Genomic DNA, 23,831 nt, shown 5'->3' with positions numbered 1-23,831 from the left:
GAAGATTTGATGACGGGTATCGGCACCCGGCCCGGCTCAGCGCCGCCCGCCCAGCATGCGCTGCGCGCCGCCAAGCGCCAGGCGCCAGCACGCGGCCTGCACACGCCAGCCCAGCACGGCGGCAAACAGCACTGGCGTGAGGCTCAGTTGGACCGCCTTGCCGGCAGCCGGCGCTAGATCGGGCACGCGCGGGCCCCGCATCACCCGCCGGCCGATCGCGATCGGCGTCGCCACGCCCCAGGCCACGGCGCGGTAGGTCAGCTCGGCGCTGGGGCGCCGCGCAATGGTTTCATCACCGGTTCTCGGGTGCATACGGATGGGCCAATCGAAGAGCGGTTGCAGGGTCCGGCTTGCCGTTCAAGCTTCGCCGGATGCGTCGGGTGCGGCATCGGTGGCCGGCGGCACCTGTGCGGCGGCAGCCAGCATGGCGGCGCGGGTCTGCGGCGATTCAAGACTGATACGCCCGATGGTGCCGCTGCGGTAGTCGGTCAGCAGGATCAGCGCGGCTTTTTCCAGATCGAGATCGCCACCCTTCATGCGGCAGCCGCGCCGCCGCGCCACCTCTTCAACCACGCCGGGCCCGTCGAAGCCGCTCGGGTTGAATTTGTAGCGGGCGCCCAACTGTGTCGGGTACTGCGCGAGCAGCACCTCCGCCAGGAAGGCAGCCACCGCCTCTTCCACCACCGCATTGGTGCCCACCGCGTGGCTGGCGGCCAGCATGTAGCCATCGCTGTCGTGCTCGATCTTTGGCCACAGCAGGCCGGGCGTATCGGTGAGCGTCATGCCGGGGCCCAGATCCAGCGTCTGCTGCCCCTTGGTTACCGCCGGCTCGTCGCCCACGGCGGCCACCTTGCGCTTGAGCAGCGCATTCATCAGCGTGGATTTGCCCACGTTCGGAATGCCCATGATCATCATGCGCAAGGGTTTGCTGTTGTCGTCGCGATGCGGGGCAAGCTGGCGGCAGGCGGGCACGATGCGCGCCACGTCCGCCGGCTTCTTGAAGGACAGCGCCAGTGCGCGGACCCCCGGTTGGGCGTTGTAGTACTCCACCCACTGGCGGGTCACATCGGGGTCGGCGAGGTCGGCCTTGTTCAGCAGCTTCAGGCACGGGCGCTGGCGGTGACGGCGCAGCTCTTCGATCATCGGGTTGCGGCTGGCCTCGGGGATGCGCGCATCGAGCACTTCGATCACGATGTCGACGATCTTGAGGCTCTCGGCCGCTTTCTTGCGCGCCGAAGCCATGTGTCCGGGAAACCACTGGATCGCCATCTGGGGTGTGTCCGTAAGGGGAAGTACTCAGGCCCGCCATTGTCCCACCAGACGGGGCGGATTACACAGGCCGCGCGGCAGCGCGCCGCTTCAGCCCTGCGCCGGGAGCCGGATCGTGAAGGTGGTGCCCACGCCGGGCGCGCTTTCAATGGCGATCTGCCCGCCCAGCGATTCCTCTACGATGCCGCGCACGATGTCCAGCCCCAGCCCGGTGCCGCCCTTGCCCGCGCGCGTCGTGAAGTACGGCTCGAAGACGCGCGGCAGGTCGCCGGGGGCGATGCCCGCCCCGTCGTCCGACACCGCGATCTCGATCCGGCCATCGTCGGTGCGCACCGCAGTGATGCGGATCACGCCGCCGGTGCGGCCTTCAAAGCCGTGCGTGACCGCGTTCGACACCAGATTGGCGATCACCTGGCCGAGCAGGCCCGGCGCCGTCTTGATCGAAAGCCCGGCAGGCACGTCGACCACCACATGGTGCCCGCCCCCCACGAGCGAGGGCGACAGGGTGTAGGTGAACTGGCCCAGCCAGTCGAGCAGGTCGATCGCGCGCTGTTGCGAGGTCGCCTGATCGAGCGCGAGTTGCTTGAAGGAGGCCAGCAGCTCGCGCGCGCGCTCGAGGTTGCGTTCGACCAGGCTGTAGGCTTCTTCACCGGTTGCAAGGAAGGCCTCAAGATCGGAACGCTTGAGCGAGCCTGCGCTGACGCTGGCGCTCAGGCTGCGCTGCTTTTCGGCCAGCATCGACGCGAGCGTTGCCACGTTGCCGATCGGGTTGCCGATATCGTGCGCGAAAGCCGCCACCAGACGGCCCAGCGATGCGAGCTTTTCCGCCTGGGCCACCTGCTGGCGCGCCTCGGACAAGCTGCTGATGGCCGCAAGCAGTTCGCGATTGCGCGCTTCAAGCTCGGCGGTGCGGGCCGCGACGCGTTGTTCGAGCGCGTCGTTCACTTCGCGCAGGCGCTGTTCGATCTGGGCGCGGCCCGACATGTCGGTCACCGACACCAGTACCTGCATGCCGTCGTCGCCGGGGATCGGCGAGAGGCCGATCTCGGCCGGGAAATCGCTGCCATCGCAGCGCCGCGCCGGCAGCTCGCGGCCGTGGGCCGAACGGCGCACATCCTCTTCGCGCAAGCAGTGGCGCGCAAACTGATCGTGCCGTTCGCGCAGCGAATCGGGGATCAGCGCGCCAAGCGGCAAACCGAGCATCGCACCGGCCGGATAGCCAAACACCACCTCCGCCACCGGGTTGCTGAAAGCGATGCGGTGTTGCCGATCCACGATCAGCAAGGCGGTGGGGGACTGCTGCAGCACCATGCGAAAACGCGCCTCTGCCTGCGTGCGGCGCAGCAGGTTGGCCACACGCGCCAGCAGCACTGCGGGCGAAACCGGTTTGGTGAGGAAGTCATCGGCCCCCAGCGCGAGGCCCTCTAGCTGGCTGGCCTCGGAGGTGTCGGCCGTCACGATGATGACCGGAATATCGTGCGTCGATGCCCCCGCGCGCAACGCACGCAACACGTCCATGCCCGAGAGCTCGGGCATCATCACATCGAGCAGGATCAGTTGCGGGCGGTCGCCGTCGATCTGCGCCAGCTCAAGGGCTGCCGCGCCATGGGTGGCCGTCTTGATGCGGTACTGGCTCTTGAGTGAAGCGGCCAGCACATGCAGGTTCGCGGGCTGATCGTCGACCAGCAGGATCAAGGGTCTTCTCGGCTCGCCCGCACTCATGCTTGCAACTCCAGGTTCTGCGTGGCCGCGATCTGCGCGAGGATCGCCAAGGCGCCATCATGGTCGAAATGATCGATCTGGCGCAGCAGGCGGCGCATCAAGCCAGCGGCTGGATCGTACTCTGCCAGGCGCCGCAAGGTCTCCTGCAAGGCATCGGGCACCAGTTCGCGGCGTTCAAGGTAAGGCCGCAGGGCCGACAGCGCGGCCGCAAGCGCCGCGGCATCGGCCTGCGGCGCTGGGGTGGCCGGCGCGGTGGCGAACTGGGCACGGACGATGCCAAGCGCGTGCGCCAGCACCTCTGCGAAAAGCTCGGCCCGCGCTTGGAGCAGGCTGCCTTCCGCCCCCGCCCGCAGTGCTCGTTCGAATGCCTGTGCGGCGTCGGCCAAGGCCACCACCCCCAGATTGGCGGCCGCCCCCTTGATGGCATGCAGGCGCGAAATGGCGGATTCGGCATAGCCGTCGGCCACCATGGCGTCGATCTGCATGGCCGCGTCCTGGTTGTCATCGGCAAAGCCGCGCAGCAGATGACCCAGCATTGCCGCGTCGCCATCCATGCGCCGCAGGGCCGCCGCAAAGTCGAAGCCTTCCAGCGACTGCGCATCCATACGCGGGGCGGGCGCAGCACGCCCGTTGGCAACGCGCAGCGGGCCCAGCCAGCGCGCCAGCACCGCATCGAGCACCTCGGGTTCGACCGGCTTGGGGACGAAGTCGACCATGCCGGCTGCACGGCAGCGCTCGCGGTCTTCCGGCATCACGGCCGCGGTCATCGCCACGATCGGCAGCGCGGCGGCGCCCGCGCGATCGCGAATCACCCGGCTGGCCTCCAGGCCGTCCATGACCGGCATGTGCAAGTCCATCAGGATGAGGTCGAAGCCCTGTTCGGCGCTGATCGCGACCGCTTCAGCGCCGTCATTGGCGGTGCGCACCGCAATGCCGCGGCGCGCCAGCAAGCCTGCAGCCACCTGGCGGTTCTGCGCGTTGTCTTCCACCAGCAGCACGCGCGCGCCCTCGTAACGGGCCGCCACGTCACCGTTGCCAAGCCGTGGCGGGCCGGCCACGGGCGTGCTGTGCAGCAGGGCGTCGAGCAGCGGCGATGCGGTGACCGGCTTGGCGACGATGCCGCCCAGGCGCAGTTCGCCCGCAAGGGCATCGAGCGCCGTCCTGTCAGACTGACCAACCATCATCACCACGTGCGGGTACGGGAAGTGGCCCTGCTCGGCATCGGCCTTGATCCGCCGCGCGATCGCCAGGCCGCTGCTGCCGGGCATCCGCCAGTCAAGCAGCAACGTGTGGAATGGCGCACCGGCGGCCGCGGCCGCCTGCAGGCCGGCAAGCGCCGCATCCCCATCGGCCACGGGTTCGACCTGCAAGCCCCAGTGGCCCAGCAGTTGCGCAAGGATGGCGCGCGCGCGGGCCGCGTTCGCAGCCACCAGCACCTTGCGGCCGCCCAGTTGCTGCAGGCCGGCGCCCGGCGCGGGCGACTCAAGCGCGCGGGCGGCCAGCGTAAACCAGAAGGTCGAGCCCTCGCCTTCGGTGCTTTGAACGCCGATCTCGCCGCCCATCAGTGCCACCAGCTTCTGGCAGATCGCCAGACCGAGCCCGGTGCCGCCGTGCTTGCGCGTGATACTGCCATCGGCCTGGCTGAAGGCCTGGAAGATGCGTTCAGTCTGCGCCGCCGACAGACCGATGCCGGTATCCCGCAGCTCGAAGCGAAGCCGCAGTGCATCGCCGTCGCGGGCGCCAAGACTGACCCGCAGGGCGATCTCGCCACGCTCGGTAAACTTGATTGCATTGCCGACAAGATTGTTGAGCACCTGTGCAAGGCGCAGCGGATCGCCCTGCAAACGGGCGGGCAGATCGGCGGCCACGTCGAGAAAGAATTCGAGCGATTTCTCTTCGAGCTGCGCGGCGAAGAGATCGGCCACGCCACGCAGCACCTCTTCCAGATTCATCGGCACCGCTTCGACTTCCAGGCGCCCGGCTTCCACCTTCGAGTAGTCGAGGATGTCGTTGAGCACGGCAAGCAGGGCGCGGCCGGAGGCCAGCACGGTTTCAAGGTAGTCGCGCTGCTCGCGCGAGCGTTCGCCGTCGAGCGCCAGTTGTGTGAGTCCGAGCACCGCGTTCATCGGCGTGCGGATCTCATGGCTCATGTTGGCCAGGAATTCGGACTTCGCGCGGTTGGCCGCTTCGGCGGCGTGCCGTGCGCGCTCCATCTCGGCCGCGATCTGTCGCTCTTGCGTCACATCGTCGAACATCCACACCGTGCCGCGCGAGAGGTCGCTCGGGTCGATCGCGCGGCCTGCGATCTTGGCGATGAAGCGGGTGCCGTGCTTGCTCAGCAGTTCCTGATCACGGCGGTGGATGCCGCCGGCGGCCAGCTCGCCATACACCTCGCCGCCAGCCAGGTAGGAGCGCTCGTCCAGGTACCAGGCACGCGTGGTCTGGCCGATCATTTCCCCCGGCTGGTAGCCCAGCATTTCTTCCAGCCGGCGGTTGCACTTGATCACGACACGGTTGCGCAGCAAGCCGATCCCGATCGTGGCCGACTCGAAGATCGCCAGCTGCTCGTCGGCGGCGTGGCGCAAGGCCTGTTCGCCCCGCTTTCGCTCGGTGATGTCGGTGACGACACCATTCCAGACGCTGCCACCCTCCGGCACCGCCACGCCGTCCGATTCCACGTAGTACCAGCGCGTTTCGCCGCCCAGCACGAAACGGCATTCAACCCGGAAGGGTGCAAGGGTCTGCGCGGCCAGGGTGTTGACCCGCATGACCTCGGGCAGATCGTCCGGGTGGATCAACGAAAACGGCAGGCGCGCATCGCGCAGCGCATCGGCTTCCGCGACACCGGTCAGCTCGCAAAAACGGGGGCTCACATAATCGAAGCGCATGCCGCCATCCGGCAGATAGCGGAACACGTACACGCCGACCGAAATGCGCCGCACCAGATCATCGAAGCGCGCATTGCTCAATGCCAGGGCGTGGGTGCGCTCGGCCACGCGCCGCTCAAGCTGGCCCTGTTCCTGCGCCAGCCGGTCCGCCATACGGTTGAAGCTCTTGCCGAGCAAGCGGAACTCGCGGCTCCCGCCGATCGGCGCGCGCTCCGCAAGCTCACCCTCGGCGATCCGCCGTGTGGCTTCGTTGAGATTGCGGATCGGCCGCACGATGCTGCGCGCAATCGCCAGCGCCGCCGCAAACGCCACCAGCGACAAGGCCGCCAGCGCGATCAGGCTCTGCCGACGCAACTGCCGCGCCGGTGCGAAGGCTTCATCGACGTTGGTCTTCACCACCATGAACCAGCGCAGGGCCGGCAAGTAGCGCCAGGCAGCAATCACCGGCGTGCCGGCGTAGTCAGTTGAAACGCCACTGCCGCGTTCGCCACGGATGGCCGCCTCCATCGGCCGCCCCAGGGCGGAGATTGGTCGGCGCAGGCGGAAGGCCGCATCCGGCGCGCTGCGCAGGGGCGTGACATACAGCGCCTGCCCGCCTTCGAGCTGGGTAATGATGGTCTCGCCAGTACGCCCAAGGCCGGTGGCATCGGTCGCCACGCGCATCAGGTGTTCGAGCGACAACTGCAGCGCGATCGTGCCCAACAGCTTGCCGTCGCGGATCACCGGCGACACCACGAACACCGCGGGGCGATTCGCTGAGGGGGCATAAGGCGCCGCGGCGGTGACCTGGGTTTCAAGCAGCGCCATCGCCTGGCGATGCGCCAGCGCCAGCTTGCTGTCGCGATAGCGCCCGGTGTTGAGGTTGGTGGCGAAGTCCGCCTGGTGGCGCATCGAGAACACCACCGTGCCCGCGTGGTCGGTCAACAGCAAGTCATGATCACCCCCCCGCACCACGGCGTTCTCGTAGTAGTCGCGGTAGCGCGCTTCGTCCACCGCGTACTGCACTTCGTCGGCGCTGGCCATCTGCGAGGGCAGGATGCTCAAGGCGTGCTGGGTGGTGGGCGACTTCGCGAGGCTCTGGCTCTCGCGAATCCGTTCGTCGAGGTAGGTGTTGATCTGATCGGTCTTCTTGTCGGCTAGCGACGAAAGGCTCACCAGCGCGCTCTGCTGCAGCGTGCGCTCGATGCCGCTTGACGACCACCAGACAAACAGCGCCAGCGGCAGCGGCGAGAGAACCAGAAAGCCGAACAGCAACTGCGTGAGGATGCGCCGGCTCTTCACGGGTGCGCGCTTTCGATCAGGCGCTGCCAGGCCTCGGGCGAGCGCATGCCGGGCCAGGGCGCTGGCTTCACCGGATGGGCCGAGGCAAACACCTGTGCGAACTGGCCGTCGGCGCGCACATGCCCGATCCGGACCATTTTCCAGAGATGCCGGGTGCGCCCATCCACTGCGGCAATCGACGACGGCCCACCCACGGTCTGATGCAGCAAGGCGGTATTGACGCGAAGCGGATCGTCGCTGCCCGCATCGCGCACCGCCTGCGCCCACAGCTTCACCCCGACGTAGGCGGCCTCGACCGCGTCGCTGGTCGGGCGCGACGCGCCAAAGCGCTTCTGCCAGGCCGCAATGAAGCGGCGGTTCTGCGGTGTATCAAGCGACTGGAAGTAGCTCCAGGTGGCGTAGTGCTGCACCAGGCGTGCGCCGCCCCAGGCCTTGATCTCCGCCTCGGCGACGCTGAAGGACATCACCGGCTGGGCCGCCAGGCCGGCCTTGACCATCGCATCAATGAACGCGGCATTGCTGTCGCCGTTGAGCGTATTGAGCACCAGCGCGGGCCGCTGTGCGGCGATCTCATCGACGACGGCGGCAAAATCGCGCCCGCCCAAGGGCACATAACGTTCGGCAAGCACCTCACCACCGCGCGCCAGCACCAGATCGCGAATGATCAGGTTGGCGACGCGGGGAAAGACGTAGTCGGAGCCGAGCAGGAAGACGCGGTCGCCAAAGCGTTCCATCGCCCAGTGGCTGCCGGGCACGATCTGCTGGTTGGGGGCCGAGCCGGTGTAGAGAATGTGGGGCGACTGCTCCATGCCCTCGTACTGCACCGGGTAGACCATCAGATGCTGATGGCGCTCCACCACCGGCTTGACCGCCTTGCGGCAGGCCGACGTCCAGCACGCGAAGAGCGCGCTGACCCGCGCCTGCGTGATCAGGCGCTCGGCCTCGGCGGCGAAGACGGCCGGCTCGGAACGGCCGTCGGCAACCACCAGTTCCACCGATCGCCCGAGCAGACCGCCTTCGGCGTTGATTTCGTCGACCGCCATGCGCACCGCATCCACGAGCGGCGCCTCGCTCGCCGCCATGGTGCCGCTGAGCGCATGCAGCACCCCCACCCGGATCGGCGCCGCATCACGCTGGCGCAGCACCAGCGCGCCCGCAAGGAGCAGCGCCGCCAGAAGGATCGCAAGGAGAACCAGACGCTTGCGCATTGCCACGGTCGCATCAGTCGTTAACAGCATGGATAACGGCCCACGCCCCGCTTCCTTGACCCTGCCCGCACAGCGCGTTGCGGCTTCGCTCACGCTCAGCGCACAGCGCTTGTGGGAGACTCGGGCCCTTGCGGCATGTCAGCTGCATCGGACGACCCGGGAGGAGACGCGTGAGCTTCATTCTGATGCTGATCGGCGGCATCGCTGGTCTGGTAGTCGCCCTGATCAACGGGGTCAATGAGTGGATCGGGCTGATCACCGGCGCGCTGCTCGGTTTCCTGAGCGGCCGCAGCATTGCGCTGACGCGGGAAAACGAAGCGCTCGCCGCCCGGCTGGAAAGCACCGAGGCGGCGCTGGCCGGCTTCCGCGCGCACTTTGACCGCGTCACCCTCTCGATTCACGAACGCTTCCTCGGGCTTGAAGCGGGCGCCAACACACAGGCACGCGAAGCGGCCGCGACGCAGGTGACGGACACACCAGCGCCTGAGCAGGCCAGCGCGCCGCTTGCCACCGAGGCGCCGGCCCCGGCGCCGACCGCGCTTGAACTGCCGCCGAAACCCGAAGCGCCCCGCCTTGAGCCGGCGCCTGATCTGCCCCACGCCAGCGCCCCCACCGACGCCGAGGTCGAGGCCCAGATCCAGGCCGCGCAGGCCGCAGTGCGCCGCCCGCAGCCAAGCGCCGACGCCGACGACGCGCCTGCCGTGCAGGACGAAATGCCCGGCACCGAAGCCGCCGGCCCCAACCTCATCGAACGCGCCTTCGATGCCGCCCGCGCCTGGCTCTTCGGCGGCAACACGCTGGTGCGCATGGGCATCGTGCTGCTGTTCCTCGGGCTGGCCTTCCTGCTGCGCTACGCGGCCGAGCGGACCACGCTGCCAATCGAGTTCCGCTACGCCGGCGTAGCGGCCACTGCGCTGGGCCTGCTGGTGGTCGGATGGCGGCTGCGTGAGCGCAATGGGCCGTATGGCTTGTTGCTGCAGGGCGCGGCGGTGGCGGTGATGTACCTCACCACCTTCGCGGCGATGCGCTTGCATCCGCTGATCCCGCTGCAGTTCGGCTTCGTGCTGATGGTGGCCGTCGCGGCGCTCGCCGGCCTGCTCGCGGTGAAACAGGACGCGCCCTCGCTGGCGATTGCCGGCACGCTAGGCGGCTTTGCGGCGCCTATCCTCGCTTCCACCGGCGGCGGCAGCCATGTCGCGCTGTTCTCCTACTTCCTGCTGCTCAACGCGGGCGTGCTGGGCATTGCCTGGTTCAAGGCCTGGCGGGTGCTCAACCTGGTCGGCTTCGCCGGCACCTTCCTGATCGGCACCGCATGGGGGCTGCGCAGCTACCAGCCGGAGCTGTTCGCCAGCACCGAGCCCTTCCTCGTCGCCTTCTTCCTGATGTACGTGACGATCGCGCTGCTGTTTGCGCGAGCGCGCATGGCCGAGTGGGCATCGCCGATCCGCGATGATGGCGACGCGCGTGACCGCGGCGAACTGCTGCGCGGTGCGCTGGCGCATGCCAACGCAATCGACGGCACCTTGCTGTTCGGCGTGCCGCTGGTGGGCTTTGGCCTGCAGGTGGCGATCATCCGCCACATCGAATACGGCATGGCCTTCAGCGCCTTCGCGCTGGGCGCCTTCTACCTGATCCTCGCGCGCTCGCTGCTCGGGCGAGACCGCATCCGTAACCTGCTGCTGGTGGAAGTCTTCCTCGCGCTCGGCGTGATCTTCGCGTCGCTCGCGATTCCGCTCGCGCTGGACGACCAATGGACCGCCGCCGCGTGGGCGGTGGAGGGCGCCGGCATCTACTGGCTCGGCCATCGCCAGCAGCGCACGCTGGCGCGCGCCTTCGCGCTGCTGCTGCAGGCCGGTGCCACGGTGTTCTTCCTGCGCACGCTGGGCAGCGGCACTGCCGACCCCGGCCCGCTGCTCGCCGGTTCGTGGCTCGGCACGCTGATGCTGGCCGGCGCGCTGCTGTCGAACTGGCGCGTCGCCCGCGTGGCAGCGGCGCAAGACAATCCGCCTGCCGACGCCGCGCTCAAACCGTTGTTTGCCGTGCTGGGCCTGGTCTTCGCCTACCTGCTGGCACCGATGCTCGCCGGCAGCACCACCACCGCGGTGGCCTGGGCGATTGCCGGCATTGCCACGGTGTGGGCCGCGCTGCGTTTTGCGGACCGCGCCGCGCTGCTGACCGGCATGCTGGTGCAGGTGGCGGCCGGCATCGTGTTCTTCGCCAACAACCACGGCGCGGCGGCCGACGGCGGGCAAGTCTTCGCGGCAGGGCTCTCGGGCCTAGTGGTGTGCGGGCTGATCGGCCTCACGGTGCTCGCCAGCACGATCCTCACGACTCGACATGCCGATGCGCTGCCGGGGCTGTCGACGGGCGTCGGGCTCTTCCTCGTCTTCGGCCTCGCGCTGATCAACCTCGCGGTGCTCTTCGTGCTGCCGTGGCGGGTGGCGAGCGGCGTATGGGCGCTCAGCGGCGTGCTGATCCTGTGGCTAGCGATTTCGCTGCGGCAGGCGGTGGCAATGTGGTTCGGCATTGCACTGCAGGTGGCGGCGGCCGCAGCCTTCCTGCTGCAGGTGTGGCCGAGCGTCGCGCTGCATGCCGACCCGGATCTCTCGCCGCTGCGTCACGCCGGTTTCCTGGTGCCGCTGGTGATCGCGCTCGCAGCCTGGGTCGCCGCATGGCGCCTGCAACAACGCGGCGACGAGCAGTTCGCCGACATCGCGCCGAAGCTCTCGCTGCTCGGCCTGCTGTGGGGCGCGCTGTGGTGGGGCTATGCCTGGCTCGCCGAGATCGAACGCTTCGTCGCACCGGCGCAGCAGCATGCCGCGACGCTGGGCCTGATCGCCACCACCGCGATCCTGTGGACGCTGGCCGCGCGCCGCTGGGCCTGGGCCACGCTGGCAAACCTCTGTCTCGCGCTCACACCGCTCGGCTGGCTCGCGCTGACCGCCGATTATCACAGCGGCTACGCGCCCTTCGCCGGGCTTGCGGGGGCCGGCTGGGCCGCGATGCTGCTCGCGCATCTGCTCGCCTTGCGCCTGCTCGGTGAAGGCGACGAAGCGCCGTGGCCCGAAGTCGGCATCAAGCTCGCCCATGCGCTCGGCGCCTGGCTGCTGCTGACGGTGCTGGCACTCGAAGCACGCGCGCTGTTCGCTGAACTGGGTGACGAACGCTCCGCATGGCGCTGGCTTGGCTGGGCGCTGGTGCCCGCCGCCTACCTCATCTTCACCGCACGGGAGAACTGGCCCCAGCGCTGGCCGCTGGGCAAACATGAATCCACCTACCGCAGGCTGGTCGCCACCCCGGTGGCGCTGCTGATGATGCTGTGGGTGGTCGCCGCCAATCTCAACTCGACCGGCTCCGCCGCGCCGCTGCCCTACCTGCCGCTCGCCAACCCGCTCGAAATCGCCTGCGGCATCGTGCTGATCGCGGTGTGGCGCTGGCTCGCGCGCATCGACATGCGCGAGGAATCGCAACAACTGCTGCGCCCGAGCTTCGGTGCGGTCGCCTTCCTCGTCTACACCTGTGGCGTCGCCCGCGCAGTGCATCACTGGGCCGGCGTGCCCTTCGAAACGCCGGCGCTCTTCGCATCAATGACGCTGCAGGCAAGCCTCTCGATCGCATGGAGCATCGCCGCGCTGGCGCTGATGGTGAGTGGCCACCGCGCGCAGGATCGCGTGCGCTGGCTGATCGGCGCGGTGCTGATCGGCGTGGTGGTCGCCAAGCTGTTCCTGATCGAACTCTCGAACACCGGCGGGCTCGCGCGCATCGTGTCCTTCATCGCAGTGGGCGTGCTCTTGCTGGTGGTGGGCTACTTTGCACCGCTGCCGCCAAAGACGAATGAACAGAACCCAGAGGCCACGTCATGAGCCGCCATGTCGCCACCACCCTGCTCGCGCTGCTGTGCTGCGGTGCCGTCCACGCGGCCGAACAAGCGGCAGACTTCGCCACCCGAGCCAGCGTCCGCGTCACGCAGGCAGCCCCTTACGCGCGGCTCACGCTGCCGATTGACGCCTACCTCGCGGCCCGCTCACCGGATCTACGCGATCTGCGCGTCTTCAACGCCAACGGCGAGGCCGTACCCTTCGCGCTGATCGCCACGCCGCCGCAGACCCGCGCCAGCGAACAGCAACGCGCACTGCGCTGGTTCCCGCTGCACGGCGAAGCCAGCACCAGTGGCGGCGATCTGCAGGTGGACGTGCGGCGCGACACCAGCGGCACCGTGGTATCGGTGCGCGAGCAAGCGGGCAACAAAGCCGGCAAGCCGCTGCGCGGTTACCTGGTCGACACCGGCAGCAAAGAAGCCACGCGAACGGCGCTCGACGTCACGCTCGGCGAGGGCGTCAGCGGCTTCCATCGCGTCAGCGTCGAGGCCAGCGACGACCTCGCGCACTGGCACAGCCTTCAGGGCGAAGCCGTGCTGGCGGTGCTCGATTTCAACGGCGAGCAGATCCGCCGCGAGCGCATCGAACTCGGCCACACCGGCGCACGCTACCTGCGTGTGCTGTGGCGCGAGCCGGCCGAAGCGGCGCCGATTGCCGCAGCAAAACTCGTCACCCGCGAAGCGCACACCGAAGCGCCGAAGATGGTCTGGACACCCGCGAGCGCCGCCCAGCGCGACGCCAAGGGCGACTATGTGCTGAAGCTGCCGACGCCGATTCGCGCCGAGCAACTGCGCATCACGCTGCCGCCCGGCAATCTGTTGGCGCCGGTCGAAGTCGCCACCCGCCGCGACGAACGCGCGCCCTGGCAACGCCTCACCAGCGGTGTTGTCTATCGCCTCAGCGGCGAAGGGCAGGACCGCACCTCGCCCGACCTCGCGCTCGGCGGCGCCGAGGTACAACACCTGCGCCTGCACGCCGACCCACGCAGCGGCGGCCTCGGCAACACCGCGCCGACGCTGCAGGTCGGCCTCACGCCGCAGCAACTCGTCTTCCTCGCCCGCGGCCCGGCGCCCTACACCCTCGCCCTCGGCAAGCCCAAAGCCGCACCCGCCGCGCTGGCAGTCGACACCCTGGTCCCCGGCTACGGCCAAGCCGGCGCCCCGACGATCGCCGACGCCGAAGCCAGCTTCGGCCCTCAGGCCATCGCCGCCGACAGCAGCAGCCCCAGCACCCCCGACGCCCCTGCCGCAACGCGCAAGTGGGTGCTGTGGGCGGTACTCGTCGTCGGCGTGGCGGTGATGGGCGGGATGGCTTGGTCGCTGGTGAAGCAGACGCGTCGCTGAACCGATACCGGCGCGACGACAAAGCATGTGCGCGACCACCCGATCGGTTCGCGTTTATCCGGTGCCGCCTCAGGCAACCGCTACGCGGAAGAATCCGACATGCAGTACAAAGCCGGGGCGTATGATCAAGCGCATGCCCAGCTCACCCAGACGCAAATCCGCCATGTCCGCCTCTGCGCCGGAGCAGCCCTTCATGCGCTTCTATCACTCCGAAGCGCTGCGGCACAAAACGCTCGCAGTGCTGGTGTTGCTCGAAGAAGCCGAAGATCCTACCGACCATGTGGCGGATCTGTGCGATGTGGTGATCGAGCTGATGAACAGCGGCATGGATTACTTCTTCATGCAGCCGCTGAAGGAATCAAAGGCTGGCTTCATCGTGCAGCAGTCGGCCAACCTCGGCCTCGCTGGCGCGCAGCAGGTGATCGGCTCGGTGATCCGCAAAATCATCCAGCGGATGGACGAGGCGCAGCTCGTTTCCGTGTGCGGATCGATCCGCCGCCTGATGGTGTAGGCACACGCCTTGAAGGGCAGGCGAATCACCGCGGACTTGCGCTGGATGCGCACGACATATCGCCGCCTGGTGTATAGAGGGTCACCCACCCAGTTTCCAGGTCGCCTGCAATGCCAGAAGACACATCGACACCCATGCGTCGCCGCCTCGCTCGCTCACCCCTCGCCGCGCGTATTGCAAGGTTGGCCCGGCTGGGATGCGTAATCCCCATGATCAGCCTGATGGCCTGCGGCGGTAGCGTCGATTCAAGCGGCTCGGCCGAATCGGGGGCTGCGCCGATGCGGCTTGAAGCGCCCGCCTGGCTCAATACCGGTGTGCGCGTCATGGCGCTGGGCGACTCGCTCACCGAAGGCTGGCCCGCGCCATACGGCGGCTTCCGCTTCGAGCTCTACCGCCGCTTCATCGCCGCAAACCTGCCGGTGGACTTCGTCGGCAGCCTCAGCAACACCTCCGAAGGGCTACCGGACAAAGCGCACGAGGGCCATGGCGGCTGGACTTCCTATGACCTGCGCGACGGCCGGCGCAACGATCCGAATGCCGGCAGCGTGGCAAGCTGGCTCGCTGCTGCAAAGCCCGATGTAATCCTGCTGCTGGCCGGCACCAACGATGTCTTCAACCCCGGCAGCGATGAAGACATCGCCGCCAACCTGCTCAGCCTGGTCGATCGCGTCCGCGCCCTCGCCCCTGAAGCAGAGCTGTTCGTCGGCTCAACGCCACCACTGCGCGAGAGCGCGCTCAACGCGCGCATCAACCACATCAACGCCATCGTGCAGCCGGGCCTTGCGACGCGCATGGCGCTCGACCCACGGCTGCACTTCGTGCCCACCAACGGCGCGATCTCCAGTGCTGATCTGGATAACGACGGCGTGCACATGGCGCCCGAAGGCGCCGGCAATGCCAAGCTTGCCGACGCCTGGCTGGCGGCGACTCGCGCCACGCTGGAGCGGCTCAACGCGCGCTGAGGCTCCCCTCAGTCAGGAGGCAGCGCGTCGTCAGCAGGGTCTGGCGCGTAACGCAGCAGATCGCCCGGTTGGCACTGCAGGTACTCGCAGATCTTCTCAAGGGTGTCGAAGCGAACGCCCTTGATCTTGCCTTGCTTGAGCAAGGAGAGATTCGCTTCGGTGATGCCGACGAACTCTGCCAGCGCCTTCGAACGCACCTTACGTTCGGCGAGCATCACATCGAGCCTGACGATGATCGGCATCAGATGAACTGCGCGTTTTCGTCTGCCAGGCGCCGACCAGCCGTGTAACAAGGATGTCGCCCTGCCAATGCAGCGAGTACACACCGTGCTGAGCCCATTCCATGAGAGCTCTTGGCGTATGCGCGACCTTGCGCCGTGAGTTTAGGCACGCATCCCCAAGCACGCTGGCGCAGCGGGTCAAGCCGAGCAATGGCGCGCGATCGCCTCGACCAGAATCACCTGCACGCCCGGCGCGAGGTCGTGCCCCATGCCGGCAACCACCTGGAGCCGTGCACCGGGGATGTGGCGCGCGGTGTCGCGCCCGGCGGCCAGCGGCACGAGCGGATCGGCGTCGCCGTGCAGCACCAGCGTCGGCGCGCTGATCTGCTTGAGCACGCGGCGGCGGTCGCCGTTGGCGATCACCGCCAGCAACTGGTTCGTCGTGCCGGCGGGGTGGTATGCACGGCCGATGCCGGCAATGATCTGCTGCCTGAGTCGGTCGCGATCGGAAGGGAAGCCGGGGCTGCCGATCACCGAGAAGACGTGGATCAGGTGCTCCACACCACTCTCGGGATTGCCCGGTTCGGCGGGGCGGCCGAGTACCGCGCGCAGCGCCCGCAGCTTGGGGCGCGCGTAGCGCGGATTACCGCTCGACGACATGATCGAGGTGAGGCTGAGTACCCGCTGCGGCTGCCGCGCTGCGAGCAGTTGCGCGATCATGCCGCCCATCGATGCACCCACGATGTGGGCCTGCGCAATGCCCAGTGCATCGAGCAGGCCGACACTATCGTCGGCCATGTCCTCAAGGGTGTAGGGCACCCGTGGCGGCAGGCCGAGCGCGCTGCCGACGATGGTGCGCAGCAGGCCGGGCCGCTTGCGCGCGGCGATGTGGGTCGACAAGCCGCTATCGCGATTGTCGAATCGGATCACGCGAAAGCCGCGTGCGACGAGCGCCTCGCAGAACGGGTCGGGCCAGCTTACGAGCTGCATGCCGAGGCCCATGATCAGCAGGATCACCGGCGCCGCCGGATCACCGAGCGATTCGTATTCGAGCTGTATGCCGTTGGCGCTGACGCGGCTCATGTGGGCTCGCCTTCAATCGGCGTGGCGGCTTTGCGACGCACGCGGCGCGGCGCTTCGTCGCAGGAGGCGGCGGCAAGGCCAGGGGCTGGTTTGCGGGGCGATATGGGCTTGCGGGTGTTTGCCCGCTTGCCGATCGGCTCGGTGGACTTCACGGCACGTGGTTTGCGCGGTTTGGCCGGCACAACAGCCGGTGCCACAACCGGCGCGAGTTCCTCAAAACTCTTGAGCAGCGCATCGGCCAACTGGCGTGGATGCGGCATCGCGTTCTGCGCGCTGGTAATGCCAAAGCACAGCGTGTCGGCGTAGCTCATCACGGTGATGTTCAAACCCAGACCGTGCTCGACAATCGAGATCGGCCAGTAGGCAAGCATCCGTGCGCCGCAGGCGTAGAGCGCGGCCTTCGGGCCGGGCACGTTGGAGATGACGAGGTTGGCGATCGGCGGAATCAGGTTCGCCAGCTTGCTGCGGCCGTACAGCGAGGCGAGCCCGCCGAGTACCCAGGGCACGCCGATGGTGGGGTAATCCGTCGGCAGCACCGACTCGGCCCGCTTGGCCACCGCCTTCACCGCGCTGGATGCATCGCGGATCGACGCGAGCCGCGCCACCGGATCGGCGATCTGCGTTGCGAGGCTCACCACCGCCATCGTCGCCTTGGTGGTGAACTCGGTGTTGCCCGCTTCGCGCAGCGAAATCGGCATTGCCGCGATCAGCGATTTCTTCGGGATGCCACCGTGGTGTGCGAAGTAGCGCCGCAGTGCGCCGCTGCACAGCGCGAGCACCACGTCGTTGAGCTTGGCCGCGTGTTCGGCGGCGATGCTTTTGAGCGCATCGAGCGGCAAGCTCACGGCGGCAAAGCGGCGCTCGCCGGTGATCTGCACATTGAGTGCGGTCTTCGGCCCGAAGGCGAAGTTGCGCCACAAAGCCGAATCGCCCCGCGATGCGCCAGCGGCGGGTGCGTCCGGTATCGTCACCAGCCCTGCAAGCAGTCGCGCGACATCCGGCAGGTGGCGCACCAGCTTCACATACTGCGCGGCGTCATGCTTCACGGCGGCGGCGGTGAGCGCCAGCACGCCGGGTGCCGCGCGGGGCCGCCGGCTCGCGGGGCTGCTGGCGAGCGCTTCGGGCGGCTGCGCTTCGGTATCGAACAGCGCATGCGCCAGCGCGACGCCGGCATTGCCGTCGAGCACCGCGTGGTGGACCTTCACATAGAAAGCGGCCTGCCCGTCGGCCAAGCCTTCGATCAAGTACAGCGCCCATAGCGGGCGTTCGCGATCGAGCAACTGCGCGTGCAGCTCACCGATGCAGGCTTCGAGCTGCGCCAGGCCACCGGGCCGCGGCAGCGTCACGCGGCGCACATGCGCATCCAGATCGACCGCCGGCTCATCCACCCACACCGGGTTGGCAAACTGCAGCGGCATCGGCGCGAGCTTGCGCCGCAGCACCGGCGTGTCCTTGATGCGCGCCGCGAGCATCGCGCGCACCGCCCGCGCAAAATGTTCGCAGCCACCGGGCGGCGGCTCGAACAGATGCAGCGAGGCAACATGCATCGGTGTTGCCGGCGTTTCCAGATGCAGGAAGGTGCCGTCCAGTCCGCTCAGGGGCTTCACGAAGTGGCCTTTCGCTCGGGCGTGTGGCGCGTTGCCGCCGGATGCGGCCGCCGCGCCTTCAGGGTAGTCGAATCACGCTACAGCTTGCACGCCCCACGCGCCGGCATGGCCGTCTGGATCAATCCACCTGCACGCTGATCGGCGCGCTGTGGATCACCCGATCCCAGCCTTGCGCGTCCACGCCGTCGATCACCACCAGGTAGAGCGCGTGTCGCCCCGGTGGGAGCCCACCGGTATTGAGGCGCAGCGTGATGTCGCCCTGCCACGCAGACCAGTCCTGCAACTCGCGCACCGTTGCGGCTTGCAGAGCAACACTGTCGCGCAGTTCGACCCGCTGCCAGCCCTGCCCCGCCGCACGGCCGACGATGACGCGGCTGTCGTCGGAATACAGTTCGCGGGTGTCGGGCTTGGGCTGCGTGTTGTCCACGCCGTCTTCGAGTTGGCCAAAGTTGCCGAAGTAGTTCTGCTCTATGAAGTAGCGCAGGCGCAGTGCCGGGTCGGCGTAGATGCGCTCGGCCTGCTTGTTCTGGCTGATCACGGTGCGGCCGTTCTTGTGCACCCGGGTGATCAGCATGCCATCCTGCATCCCCTGTGTGCCGGTGTAGCCGATGATTTCGAGCAGCGCCCAGTCGCCGTTGCTGTCGGCCGCTACGCCGCCCCAGTAGGTGCTGCCATCGCCGCCACCACCGCCGCAGGCGGCCAGCACGGCGATCAAGCCCAGGGCGGTGAAGCGGCGGGCGATGGATTCGACTCATCTGGCGATGCGCAGCATGGGGGCGCCCGGCGGTGCCGAACCGTGTGGTTCGGGTAACTGAACGTCCGTTTCCGGGCGCCATGTCAGGAACCTAGCGCTCAAGGTAACGGTGAGATTGCCTGCCCCCAGCCCAGCGGCAGAGCGAGCCAGATGGACGGCTGTTTGTATCGTCGATGCCGAAGACCATGCCCGGGAACGCCAAGTATTCCTCGCTGCGCAAGAATGGTAGTGCTCGAACCGCACGGGCTGAACTAGCATCGCCGCCCATACGCACCAACGACCTCACACTATGCAAATCCCATTCTTCGAAGCCATTGCCAATTCGCGCACGATCCTGCTTGCCGGCGCCGGCGGCGGGTTCGACATCGCAAGCGGAATCCCGCTCTACACGTATCTGCGCAGACTTGGAAAGAAGGTCGTTCTTGCGAACCTTTCCTTTACTGCCCTCTCGTTCACCGATTGCCAGGCAATCATTCCTGGTGTGTATGAGGTGACTGCAGAGTCGGGCGACGTCCCCTACTTTCCGGAGAAATACATACTCGAATGGATTCGGGATCAGGGCGAGACTCCCGCGATGTATGCGTTCTCCAACAAGCTTGGTGTCCGCCCGCTCGCGGAAGGGTACGCGGCGCTGATCCAAGCGCACGCAATCGATACGCTGGTGATGGTCGACGGGGGCACTGACAGTCTCATGTTCGGAGACGAGTCAGGCGTCGGTACGATAATCGAAGACGCATGCTCTATCGTGGCCGCCTCATTGCAAAGAATGCCGCTGAGCTTCCTCGTAGCTGTTGGCTTCGGTGTGGAGCACTTCCACAAACTTGATCACCACGCTTGCCTTGAGAACATCGCCACGCTGATCAAAAGTGACGCCTACCTCGGTGCAGTCTCGCTAACTAAAGAAATGCCCGACGGTGAAAGCTACCTGAAACTCGTTGCGTACCTGAATTCACGGCAACCGACGCACATGAGCATCGTCACCAATTCGCTCGCAAGTGCAATGAAAGGTGAATTCGGCGACTTTCACCCTACACCGCGGACCGGGAACAGCGAGCAATTCATCAATCCGCTGATGGGGCTCTTGTGGTTCTTTACTCTTGAGGGCATCGCGTCCCGCATTACCTTCCGGCCAGAAATCGAGGACAGCAGAACGATGGATGAGGTAGCGAAGGGCTTTACCCGCTATCGCAACATGACCCAGCGCCGTCCGCTCAAGAAAATCCCGCTCTGAAGGCCACAAGGCCGGCTTCGGAACGACTTTGCTTCACAAAGCCTTGCAAGGCAGCGCGAAGTCCACGTGGTAGTGCTCGTCGTGCCGCACCCAGGCGCTGCGCTTCATGAAACTGAGATGCTGCTTGAGGTAGGCGCCGCGGCGGGTGGCGAAGAGGCGCGGCAGGAAGGGCGGATCGATGATCACCTTGGCGATGCCGATGCCGTGGGCCGCTGCGGCGCGGTGCAGGGCGTAGAGGTGTTCAGCGATCGCTTCGAAGTCGAGCGCGGCGTAGGAATCGGCCATCACCGCGGCGACGCGCGAATGCACGTAGGTGCGGCCCGTCGCGACACCCAGCGCACTGTAGGCGCTGGAATTGGCGCCCGATACGCGCAGGCGCACCGCGTGTTCGATGCGCCCGTTGGCGACCGATCCATAGCACTGGCTCTCGCCGGCAGCAGCGGTTGCCATCGCAAACACGCCGAACACCAGCCCGGCCGTGAGGCTTCGCATGTCCATTCCTCATGTGCGATCACACCAGCAGGGGCGGGCTCGTGGCAATGCCGGTCGAACATGCTTGCGCCGGGTGTCTGGGGTATAGGTGGGGCGATCAGCGGCGCCCGATATCAGTCTAGGCGCGCCCGCCGGACATGCGAATGGCAAGTGAAGGATTACCGGCTTTGCTGTGACTTCGGGTGCGGTGCGCGCCACGCACAGCCGGCGAATATTGGGGCATGTGCTCGTAAGGAAGACGCCCTGCCATGCCCACCACGATTCCGATGATCCAGGTGTATCACCTGGGGACAGAGCTGTTCAGCGGCCGCCGGCTGCGACTCACCGACACCATCACCGTCGAGATGGAAGGCAAGAAGATGGTGATCTGCGAAGCGAGCGTGCCGGTATTCAGCATGAAAATGGTTCAGGTGGTAGGCAAGGCCTTACTGGTGGATTACCCGAAGACGGCTGCCGGCCAGAACGGGCGGGGCTGGGGCGTGCTTGCGATGCTGATTGCGCTTTACCACGGGGTATCGGCGGGCTGTACCAAGGTCGAACTGGCGTCTGCCATCGAGCAGACGCGGGCTTCGTTGAGCTTCTGGGGCAAGTTCGGCATTGCACGGATGAACGGCACCCCGCTTCGCTACAGCTTGGAGCGGGGCCTTGGGTGGGTGCTGGCGAACTGCACGCAGAACTCGAAGGAATCAACCGACTTCGTGCTCAACTGAGCCTGGGCCCGCGGCCTATTGCTTGCGCCAGCGCGCCACCCCCGAAAGCGTTGCCAGACCCAGCAGGAGCATCGCGCTGCCGCTGGCCTCTGGCATCGGGGTGGTAATGACCAAGGCGACAAACTGGGTGAACTGGCCGCCTGAGAAATTGTTGTCGGACACCAGCACCAGGGTCTGTTTGCCCTCCCGGATCGGGCCGAGCGTGATGCCTTCGATGTTGTCGAGTGCGAGCGCCGAACCGTCGGCGTTCGTGAGCGTGGAAAGATCAAGCAGCAGCGACTTCGACACCGGCGTGATGCTGTGGCCGGCGATGCTGTCGAACGCAGACACGTCGGTGGCGTGGCGCGCATCGGCGTAGAACAGGCGGATGGTGTTGCCAGTGACCGGCGTACCCGGCGTGACGGCGCCTTCGGCAAACGAGCGCTCGATCGTGATGAACTGACGATCGCCAATCGCGACGAAATCGGTGAGGCCGTTGGTGGCAAAGCCGGTGGGTTTGCCTGGGGCTTGCACCACCGGCGAAACGTCGTAGATGTACTCGGCGAGCGCGCTGCCGCTGGCGATGTCAAAGCCCACCATGCGGGCGCGGCTGCCGGCCGCGACGGAGGCGGGTCGGCCGTCTTGCGCAAGGGCGTTCTCGGTGGCCGTCCACAGGGTCCTTCCATCGTGCGAGATGGCAAGGCTTTCGAAGGCAAGGTTGTTGTAGATGCCGCGATCGCCCGGCACGAGGCCCGCTGCGCTACCGCTGGGCAGGAACTTGGCGGACACGGTGAAATCGCGGATGTGGTCACCGCTGAGCGAGGCTTCGCGCACGGTCGGGTTCTGGAAGATTGCGCCGGAACGCGCGCCCTCGTTGCTCCAAAACACGGTGTTGCGTGCCGCATCAAAGCGTAGGCCTTCGGGGTCAACCTGGTTGCTTGGGAAGGGCGTGCCGTCGGCCTGCCGCAGCGTGGTGACCGCGCTGAAGGAAACGCCCTGCATGCCCGGCGTGGCGCTGCGTACAAACTTGCTCAGATCGAGCGACAGCGTGTAGAAGCGCGCCGGGTTGATCGCGCTGCGATCGTCGCTGACGGCGAAGTAGCTGCCCGTGGCGGCGTCGTAGTCAATCGACGACAGGCCGCCGACCGTGGTGCCCGCGAAGAGGGTGCCGCTGGGCACGATCTGCTGACCGATGTACTCAAGCGGCGCAGCATTTGCCGAGCTGGCGATCAGGATTGCGGCAAACAGAAAAACGCGTTTCATTGGAGACTCCCGCACTTGGGTGGATGTCCGCCCGGCCGCACACCGCTGCAGGCCAGGGCCGACCGACCGGCCACCGCGCCGCCTTGAAGCACTACAGGGCCTCGCAATGCCGGATGCGTTTGAGCCTAGCCCGCCGATATGAACGCCGTATGAATCCACCCCACGCCGGAAATCTTGCGCACGGGGGTCGCGTTTGCAGCGCGCGGCACCACAGCGTCGGTGCCGGGCATTGACGTCAGCTCGGCTCCGCGCGCACGCTTGCGCTCTGGTATCGGCCTTGTGGTAACCCTGCAAGGCTCAAGCACCCCTTTCACGGCCGGTGCCAAGGGCCCTTGGCACCGGCCTGAACGATGGGCGATGGCGACATGCAGCGCTGGCTGCGCACTACGGGAGGCGGATCATGGACATCAAGAACCACTGGCTGACGGGCGAGCGCATCCGCAAACAGGAAACCCCGAACCGTGGCGGGGCGCTCAAGCCGCGCTTCCTGGTGATGCACTTCACCGGTGGAGCATCGGCGCAAAGCTCTGCCGACTGGCTGTGCAACCCGGCCGCGCGCGCTTCTGCGCACCTGGTGCTGGCGCGCGATGGCAGCATCATCCAGCTGGCGCCCTTCAACGTGGTGACCTGGCATGCTGGCGTCAGCCAGTGGAACGGGGTCGTAGGCCTGAACCAGCATTCGATCGGCATCGAGATGGACAATGCCGGTGGACTGCGCAAGGCGGGCACGATCTACCAGACCACCTTCGGCCGCAGCGTTGCGCCGGAAGATGTGGTGGTGGCCGCGCACAAGCATGGCGGCCCTGCCGGCCCGTGGCATGCCTATACCGCTGCGCAGATCGAGCGCGCCTTTGAACTGGCCGAACTGTTGGTGTCGCGTTACGGGTTGGAGGACATTCTGGGCCACGAGGACATTGCCCGCGGGCGCAAGACCGATCCGGGCCCCGCTTTCCCGCTTGAAGCCTTGCGCGCCCGCGCGCACGGCCGTGCCGACGACGCGCCCCCCCACTACCAGGTGACGGCCAGCAGCCTGAACATTCGCGCCGGGGCGGGGGCCGAGTTCCCGGCGGTGGCGCCCGCCTTGAAGAAGGGGACCAAGCTCGTGCTGCTGGAGGCCGGCGATCGCTGGAACCGGGTGGAAGTGGTCGGCAACACCGATATCGAGGGCTGGGTGAACAACCAGTACATCGAGGCGATCAAGCCCTCGGCGCTGCGCGCATTGGCACCCAAGGCCGGCGCCAAGCGGGCCGCCCCCAAAGCAGCAACCAAGGCAGCGACTAAGGCAGCCCCCAAATCGTCCCTCAAGGCAGCGCCGAAGTCCGCACCGAAATCAGCACCCAAGGCGGCCCCCAAAGCCGCCGCGGGCAAGAGCCCCGCTGCAAAGGCCAAGAAGCGCGGCTGAGCGCCCGCTCGCGGCGGGCGTGAGCCG

The 23,831-nt window shown here is 67.3% G+C and carries 18 protein-coding genes; 7 read left to right on the top strand and 11 right to left on the bottom strand.

Annotated features, from left to right (window positions below; translation table 11 throughout):
• Positions 1–36: 36 nt before the first annotated feature.
• The 5 genes from OPU71_RS09445 to OPU71_RS09425 form a co-directional block, all read right to left on the bottom strand.
• Positions 37–312, bottom strand: a complete 276-nt coding sequence (locus OPU71_RS09445; RefSeq protein WP_267727686.1) for a hypothetical protein — start codon at positions 310–312, stop codon at positions 37–39.
• A 45-nt stretch (positions 313–357) separates the two neighbouring features.
• Entirely contained in the window at positions 358–1,269 is a 912-nt protein-coding gene (gene ylqF, locus OPU71_RS09440; protein WP_267727684.1) for a ribosome biogenesis GTPase YlqF, read from the bottom strand.
• Between the two features lie 90 nt (positions 1,270–1,359).
• A complete protein-coding gene (locus OPU71_RS09435) occupies positions 1,360–2,991 on the bottom strand; it encodes an ATP-binding protein (protein ID WP_267727682.1) in 1,632 nt (543 codons plus the stop codon).
• Positions 2,988–7,160 (bottom strand): response regulator, encoded by a 4,173-nt coding sequence (locus OPU71_RS09430; RefSeq protein ID WP_267727680.1) that lies wholly within the window; start codon positions 7,158–7,160, stop codon positions 2,988–2,990. Before OPU71_RS09430 ends, OPU71_RS09435 begins: the two co-directional genes overlap by 4 nt.
• Positions 7,157–8,398, bottom strand: coding sequence for an urea ABC transporter substrate-binding protein (locus OPU71_RS09425; protein ID WP_267727678.1), 1,242 nt, complete (start codon positions 8,396–8,398; stop codon positions 7,157–7,159). Before OPU71_RS09425 ends, OPU71_RS09430 begins: the two co-directional genes overlap by 4 nt.
• A 140-nt stretch (positions 8,399–8,538) precedes the next feature.
• On the opposite strand from OPU71_RS09425, the gene OPU71_RS09420 reads away from it, so the two are divergent.
• From OPU71_RS09420 to OPU71_RS09405, 4 genes are all read left to right on the top strand, one after another.
• Positions 8,539–12,231 carry a DUF2339 domain-containing protein gene (locus OPU71_RS09420; RefSeq protein WP_267727676.1) on the top strand — a complete coding sequence of 1,231 codons (3,693 nt, stop codon included), beginning with the start codon at positions 8,539–8,541 and terminating at the stop codon, positions 12,229–12,231.
• On the top strand, positions 12,228–13,589 hold the full coding sequence (locus tag OPU71_RS09415) for a DUF3999 domain-containing protein (protein WP_267727674.1): 1,362 nt from the start codon (positions 12,228–12,230) through the stop codon (positions 13,587–13,589). Before OPU71_RS09420 ends, OPU71_RS09415 begins: the two co-directional genes overlap by 4 nt.
• A 163-nt stretch (positions 13,590–13,752) precedes the next feature.
• Positions 13,753–14,100 carry a hypothetical protein gene (locus OPU71_RS09410; RefSeq protein ID WP_267727672.1) on the top strand — a complete coding sequence of 116 codons (348 nt, stop codon included), beginning with the start codon at positions 13,753–13,755 and terminating at the stop codon, positions 14,098–14,100.
• Positions 14,101–14,309: 209 nt separating this feature from the next.
• Positions 14,310–15,062 (top strand): GDSL-type esterase/lipase family protein, encoded by a 753-nt coding sequence (locus tag OPU71_RS09405; RefSeq protein WP_267727670.1) that lies wholly within the window; start codon positions 14,310–14,312, stop codon positions 15,060–15,062.
• An 8-nt stretch (positions 15,063–15,070) separates the two neighbouring features.
• On the opposite strand, the gene OPU71_RS09400 is transcribed toward OPU71_RS09405, so the two are convergent.
• From OPU71_RS09400 to OPU71_RS09385, 4 genes are all read right to left on the bottom strand, one after another.
• Positions 15,071–15,304 (bottom strand): helix-turn-helix domain-containing protein, encoded by a 234-nt coding sequence (locus tag OPU71_RS09400; protein ID WP_267727668.1) that lies wholly within the window; start codon positions 15,302–15,304, stop codon positions 15,071–15,073.
• Positions 15,305–15,481: 177 nt separating this feature from the next.
• Positions 15,482–16,366 (bottom strand): alpha/beta fold hydrolase, encoded by an 885-nt coding sequence (locus tag OPU71_RS09395; RefSeq protein WP_267727666.1) that lies wholly within the window; start codon positions 16,364–16,366, stop codon positions 15,482–15,484.
• A complete protein-coding gene (locus tag OPU71_RS09390; protein ID WP_267727664.1) occupies positions 16,363–17,973 on the bottom strand; it encodes a WS/DGAT/MGAT family O-acyltransferase in 1,611 nt (536 codons plus the stop codon). Before OPU71_RS09390 ends, OPU71_RS09395 begins: the two co-directional genes overlap by 4 nt.
• Before the next feature lie 118 nt (positions 17,974–18,091).
• On the bottom strand, positions 18,092–18,679 hold the full coding sequence (locus OPU71_RS09385; RefSeq protein ID WP_267727662.1) for a hypothetical protein: 588 nt from the start codon (positions 18,677–18,679) through the stop codon (positions 18,092–18,094).
• A 337-nt stretch (positions 18,680–19,016) separates the two neighbouring features.
• Here OPU71_RS09385 and OPU71_RS09380 point away from each other — a divergent pair, with 337 nt between their 5' ends.
• Positions 19,017–19,958: a DUF1152 domain-containing protein gene (locus OPU71_RS09380; RefSeq protein WP_267727660.1), complete on the top strand. Its 942-nt coding sequence runs from the start codon at positions 19,017–19,019 to the stop codon at positions 19,956–19,958.
• Between the two features lie 33 nt (positions 19,959–19,991).
• Here OPU71_RS09380 and OPU71_RS09375 read toward each other — a convergent pair whose 3' ends face one another.
• Positions 19,992–20,450, bottom strand: a complete 459-nt coding sequence (locus tag OPU71_RS09375; protein WP_267727658.1) for a hypothetical protein — start codon at positions 20,448–20,450, stop codon at positions 19,992–19,994.
• A 248-nt stretch (positions 20,451–20,698) separates the two neighbouring features.
• Here OPU71_RS09375 and OPU71_RS09370 point away from each other — a divergent pair, with 248 nt between their 5' ends.
• Positions 20,699–21,160 carry a hypothetical protein gene (locus OPU71_RS09370; RefSeq protein ID WP_267727656.1) on the top strand — a complete coding sequence of 154 codons (462 nt, stop codon included), beginning with the start codon at positions 20,699–20,701 and terminating at the stop codon, positions 21,158–21,160.
• A gap of 15 nt (positions 21,161–21,175) precedes the next feature.
• Here OPU71_RS09370 and OPU71_RS09365 read toward each other — a convergent pair whose 3' ends face one another.
• Positions 21,176–22,402 carry an esterase-like activity of phytase family protein gene (locus OPU71_RS09365; RefSeq protein WP_267727654.1) on the bottom strand — a complete coding sequence of 409 codons (1,227 nt, stop codon included), beginning with the start codon at positions 22,400–22,402 and terminating at the stop codon, positions 21,176–21,178.
• A 400-nt stretch (positions 22,403–22,802) separates the two neighbouring features.
• Here OPU71_RS09365 and OPU71_RS09360 point away from each other — a divergent pair, with 400 nt between their 5' ends.
• Complete coding sequence (locus OPU71_RS09360; protein WP_267727652.1) at positions 22,803–23,804, top strand: N-acetylmuramoyl-L-alanine amidase; 1,002 nt, start codon at positions 22,803–22,805, stop codon at positions 23,802–23,804.
• Positions 23,805–23,831: the final 27 nt, after the last annotated feature.

It is taken from the genome of Niveibacterium sp. 24ML (assembly GCF_026586805.1).
In the GTDB taxonomy this organism is placed as follows: domain Bacteria; phylum Pseudomonadota; class Gammaproteobacteria; order Burkholderiales; family Rhodocyclaceae; genus Niveibacterium.
The sequence above is the reverse complement of the archived record's forward strand: the minus strand, read 5'-3'. Positions and strand labels throughout refer to the sequence as shown.